This window comes from Cytophagia bacterium CHB2 (assembly GCA_030263535.1).
GTDB lineage: Bacteria > Zhuqueibacterota > Zhuqueibacteria > Zhuqueibacterales > Zhuqueibacteraceae > Coneutiohabitans.
This window is the reverse complement of the sequence record SZPB01000400.1, coordinates 1-5,535: the sequence shown is the minus strand read 5'-3', so window position 1 is coordinate 5,535 and position 5,535 is coordinate 1. Positions and strand designations below refer to the sequence as shown.

Here is a 5,535-nt window from a genome sequence, read left to right as displayed (position 1 = left end):
GCTCACGCTGGTAGGCCCCGGTGGCATCGGCAAGACGCGCCTGGCGCTCCATGTGGCCACCCAACTGCGCGCCGGCGGCGCGCAGACGGCATTTGTGGATCTGCAACCGATACGCGACGATGCCTTGCTGGTGACGGCCATCGCCGATGCCCTCGGCCTGCCACGCGGCGGCGACGACCCACGGGCGCAACTGTTGCGCGGCCTGAGCCCCATGTCGGTGCTGTTGGTGCTTGACAATTTCGAGCAGGTCGTGGCTGCGGCGCCGGGCCTGGCCGAGTTGTTGGCCGCGTGTCCGCAGCTCAAAATTCTGGTCACCAGCCGTGTCGTGTTGCGCCTCACCGGCGAGCACGAGTTTGCGGTGCAGCCGCTCGCCACGCCCGATCCGAAGCAAACGCTTTCTCTTGAAGCGTTGGGTCATTTTGCCGCGATAGAGCTTTTCAGACAACGCGCCCAATCCGTCCAACCGAATTTCACCATCACCCATGAAAATGCCAAAGCCATAGCCGAGATTTGTTATCGCCTCGACGGCTTGCCGTTGGCGATCGAGCTGGCAGCGGCGCGCCTCAAAATATTTTCCCCGCAGGCAATTTTGGCGCGGCTCGAAAAACGCTTTGAGCTATTAAAAGGCGGGCCGCGCGACGTGCCGCGCCACCAAACATTGCGCCAGGCCATTGCATGGAGCTACGATCTGTTGAACCGTGACGAGCAAATGGTGTTTCGCCGTATGGCCGTTTTTACCGGCGGCTGCACGCTGGAAGCAGTGGAAGCGCTCTGCCACGCCATGGCTGATCTCTCCATCTCCGCGCTCGACGGCGTTGCGGCATTGATCGATCGCAGCTTGTTGCGCCAGGATCAAACCGAAGACACTGAGCCGCGCTTCATGATGCTCGAGACGATTCGTGAGTTTGCGCTGGAGGCTTTGCAGGCGAGCGGCGAATGGGAAAAGGTGCGGCGCGTGCACGCCGATTTTTTTGTGGCGCTGGCAGAAAAAGCCGGACCCGAGCTGACCGGCGCAAAGCTCAAAGTCTGGTTGACAAAATTGGAGCGCGAACATGACAACTTTCGCGCGATCTTCAAGTGGGTGGCAGAAACCGGCGCCGCCGAAGACGGGCTGCGACTGGGGAGTGTCATCTGGCGATTTTGGAATGTGCGCGGCTATCTGCTCGAAGGCCGAGAGCAGCTCACAACGCTGTTGGCCCTACCCGGCGCCGCTCAACGCACGACCTTGCGCGCGAGCGTTTTGAACGCCCTTGCCATTATCACGTTTCAATTGAGCGATTATTGCGGAGCCCGTCCGTTTCTCTATGAGAGTCTCGAAATTGCGCGCGAGCTCGGTGACAAGCGCAACATTGGCCTGGCGATCAGTAATCTGTCATGGACTGGTTCGATTTTGGGTGAACTTAAGGCGGCGCAAGAGTGGGCGGAGGAAAGCCTGGCGTTATATCGTGAGCTGAACGACAAGCGCGGCATCTCCGTGGCGTTCAACAATCTGGGATGGGCCATGGCCTTTAGCGGCGATTTCAATTTATCGCAAGAATTTATGGAGAAAAGCCTGCGTCTCCGCCAGGAAATTGCCGATGAGCGCGGCATCGGCTTTGCGATGATGAATTTAGGCTGGGTCGAAGGTATGCTGGGGCGGTTTGAAAAAGCCACTACCCTTATGGAAGAAGCGCTGCAAAGATTGGAAGCCTTGGGCGACAAGCAGCTCATCGCCTTTGTAAAAAGTTGGGGCGGCTACATGTTCGTGCATCAGGGCAATTTTACACGCGCGCGAAATTTGCTGGAAGAGAGCGTGCTGGTCATGAGAGAAATCGGGAGCAAATTGGGGTTGGGCTTGAGCTCTTATAGCCTGGGCGTGATCGCCCACGAGCAAGACGACGCCAATCTTGCCGGCGAGCTGCTCGAGAGAAGTGTTTTGCTGTTTCGCGAGAGCGGATTTAAATGGGGAGTTGTCCGCGCGCTTTATTCGCTTGGCCACCTTTCGCTCGATGGCAATGGCACAACTCGCGCCCAGATTTGTTACCAGGAGAGCTTGCAACATGCGCAAGAATCCAACGATAGATTGGGGTTGGCGAATGCCCTCATCGGCTTTGGGCGATTGTCGCTGGCCGCCGGAAAGCTCGACCGGGCGGCGCGTTTGCTTGCAGCGGCAGAGGCTTTGCACACCACCACCGGTGCAGTCATGCCGGTATTCCAACGCTCACGCTTTGAGCGCGATCTCGCCGCCACGCGCGCCGGACTCGGCGAACAAGCCTTTGCGGCCGAATATGAAACGGGGAAAAAGATGACGGTGGAGGAGGCGATTGCATATGCCCTAAATGAGGCCGGCACGCTGCAAAGTGATGTGGAAAATCAAAGCTGAAAATTCGCGGCAAAGCATGAATCTCACGCACGCAGACTGAAATCGCATACGGCAAAAATCCTGAACTGCCAACCTCAGCGATTTCTGCTTTTGTTCTCGCTCACGTCCGATCTCAAAAAATCCACTCCGGCGGAATCAAACGATTCAAGTTATCGCGCAACTCTTGCGACAGCAGGCTGATGCCGAGCTGGTAGGAGGTATTGGTCCAGCCAAAGCCTTCGCGCGTGATGTATGAGAATTTGGTGCCGACATTGCCATACTCGGCAAAAACCTGATGCGAGCGCGTGGCCACATCGAACTTTTCGGGAACCGTGCCGTTGTAATTCGCTGCGTTGAAGGTGATGGTATAAAGCCAGCGATACACCAGCCGCTGCGCGATGCGTTCATAACCGTAGTTGATCAATCCCTGCATCGCCAAAAAACTTTGGCAGGATGATTTATCGGCAGAATTATTTTGAATCGTTCTGCCGACAAATTATTATGCCATAAACTTTCGAAATTTTATTGTAACCTTGAGCGCCTTATCGCCCTAAACCACCCACGGGCGTTGCTGGGCACAACCAAGCTCAAGCGCCGGATCGGAGGCGCGGCAGAACTCGCAACAGCCTGCGGCGCGCAATTGCTCGCGTTCGCGATGCTGGCGATTGCTGATTTGAATCACGATGGGGTGTTCCGCTTCAGACCTGAGGCGATGGCGGCGATGCGGCCGTTCGTCTTGATCCCACCAGTGCAAACAAAAACGTTGCGGCGCGATCAGCCAAAGATAGCGATAGAGCGCAACGGCATAATCGAACCAAAGGCGGGCCTCTTCCGGGCCGCCTGCCGGCATAATCTGCAGCAGCGTGAGCGGCAAAATACGATGCAACCGCTGCTCGTAATCCTCCAGCGACCACTCATTCTCGCGCAACAAATCGCTGATATAGCGCCGCACACCGAACAGGCGATTGAGCACAAACACGCGATTTTGGCATGAAATATTCTTGAAGTATTCGACGTTGAGGACCCAGTCGTTTTGCCGATCGCGCAGCCTCTCGAACCGTTGAAAATTGAGTAAATTGAGTGCAAGCGCAATCATGCCCGGATCGTTGCGCTCGGCATGGCAACAACAGAAAATGCGAGCGTAGCGCGGCAGCGCCTCCGCTTGCGGCGTTCCGCTCAGACGCAACGGTAACATGGGTAAGGGCGCGCACCCATAATTAGGCGCGGCTTGCAATGCTTGATTTTGACCGTTGCGGCGCCAGGCGGCAATCGCTTCGGCGTTGGAGGCAATGATATAATGTTGATAGGAGGCAATCGGGCAATTCACCATGCCCGGGCAAAAGGTTGCGCCCGTCGCTGAATCGCCGGTATTCGCGCCCAACATGACACCGAGAAAATCTTGCGTCGAGACTGTGTGAGGCCGCTGGCCGGTCGCGAGTGAAATAAGCTTCGGCACGGGCAATTGCGCGCGCGCGTGCAACGAGAGATTCTCTTTGAGATAATCACGTCCGTCGCTGGCATAAACCCGCAGCGCAAGCCCTTCGGGTTCGTGCGCGTGTCGCAGCATATCCGTTAGCACGGTGGCATGCAAATCCGCATAGCCGGTCAAGGAAAAGCCGCGGCCGGCTACCGCCAATTTGATGTGGCGCAGATACTGAAAAACCGGTTGCAATACCACCGGCGTGCTGCCTGTCGAATGCCCAAAAATTTTTTCCAACGGCGCTTGCGCAGGGGAGGAAAATTCCAAACCCGCCAGGCGGCCGCTCAAAGCAGGCAGCGCGCCCGGCACATTGGGAAGGCAGGCATTCAATTCCACGGATTCGCCCCAATCGTTTTCACGCTGTTCGTCATCACTCTCAGAAGCAAGCACACTCAACGGCGCTTCTGCGGCAAGCTGCCAATTGTCACGAATGCCGGAGATGATTTCCTCCGTGTCAGCCAGGGCATCGTGCGCGCTATCGCCAATCAAACGGCGCGGCCGTCGCCGCCGAAAATGAGCATAGCGCGGGTGCCCGGGTGTGGGGCGATCTTGATACAGGCGCGTCAGCGCGTCATACAAATGAAAGGCATCGCCGATGTCCTTTTGTTCGGCATCGCCGCCATGCGCGCCGCCCATCAAAATCAGCGGCAGGTGAAAATCCGGGCGCTCGAATTTGAGGCGCTCGAGGCTGTTGATCAGCTTCAAGAAATACATATGCGAGCGATCGACTTCATCGTCGTTGATCACCACAATATCCGGCTTGAACTCATCGAGGCAATGTTCCAGAATGCCGGATTCATTGCTTTGCATGAGGCAGGTGGGCACGGGAAAATAAAGCGGCCGCCGTCCCGCCGGGCCGGGAGGAAAGCGAAAGCCAGTGATAAAATTGCAGCGCCACCACCAGCTAAAAAATGTCTGCGCGCTCGTCGCCCGCGGCAGCAGGAAAAGCTCTTGTTGCGCATCATTGGCTTCATTCACGCTGTCAGAAGCTGCCTGGGGCAGGCGCGGCATGGGATGCACGGATTCGCCGCCTCGAATAACAAAACGCAGCATGCGCGAAAACTCCGCGGCTTTTTGCTTGAGGTTATCGCCGGGCCAGGCATGCCACAGCGTTTCCAGCATGTAATGATTGGATTTATTCAAACCCACCACCATGATGGAGGGTGTTTTACGCCCCGGCGGCAATTGCGGCAGAATCTTCAGCACGCCGGCGATCAGGCGCTGGCCGAGCGCCAGGCCGCTGTCTTGTTTGGGATAAACGAAGGTGATGGGATAACGCGTCGCCTTATACGTCAAATTCACCATTTGATCGCTGCGGCTGACGCAAATGATCGCGCGCAACCCCGCGCCGGCCGCGCGATCAAACACTTCGCGGATGCGTTCTTCTTGCGAGACTGTGCTGATGAGAAAACCGGCGCGCTCGAAATTGACGCGCGACATGGTGAAGGGTTCGGTGACATCGCCTTGCACCATCGGCGCCAGAATGCGGTGACGATGCCCGCGCTGCGGTTTCCCGGTCCGATTATGTGCGGCGGCCGGGCTGGCAGCATGTTCTTCAAGCGCGGCCACCACGCCAAAATCACCGAGAAAATCCGTGCTCGCGGAAAACAACAGCTTGCTGAGGTCGCGATCGACGATGATCACGCTCGGGCATAATTCTTCAATATCAAGCTCGGGCGAAACGATTTTCTCAAAACGCCTGGTGCGCGGCTGT

The 5,535-nt window shown here is 57.1% G+C and carries 2 protein-coding genes; one reads left to right on the top strand and one right to left on the bottom strand.

The genetic code is table 11. The annotated features are described in order from the left end of the window. The coding region (locus FBQ85_25890; protein ID MDL1878565.1) for a tetratricopeptide repeat protein at positions 1-2,362 on the top strand (2,362 nt) is incomplete at its 5' end. A 112-nt stretch (positions 2,363-2,474) separates the two neighbouring features. Here the strand turns inward: FBQ85_25890 and FBQ85_25885 are convergent. Then, positions 2,475-2,774, bottom strand: coding sequence for a hypothetical protein (locus FBQ85_25885; protein MDL1878564.1), 300 nt, complete (start codon positions 2,772-2,774; stop codon positions 2,475-2,477). Between the last annotated feature and the right edge of the window lie 2,761 nt (positions 2,775-5,535).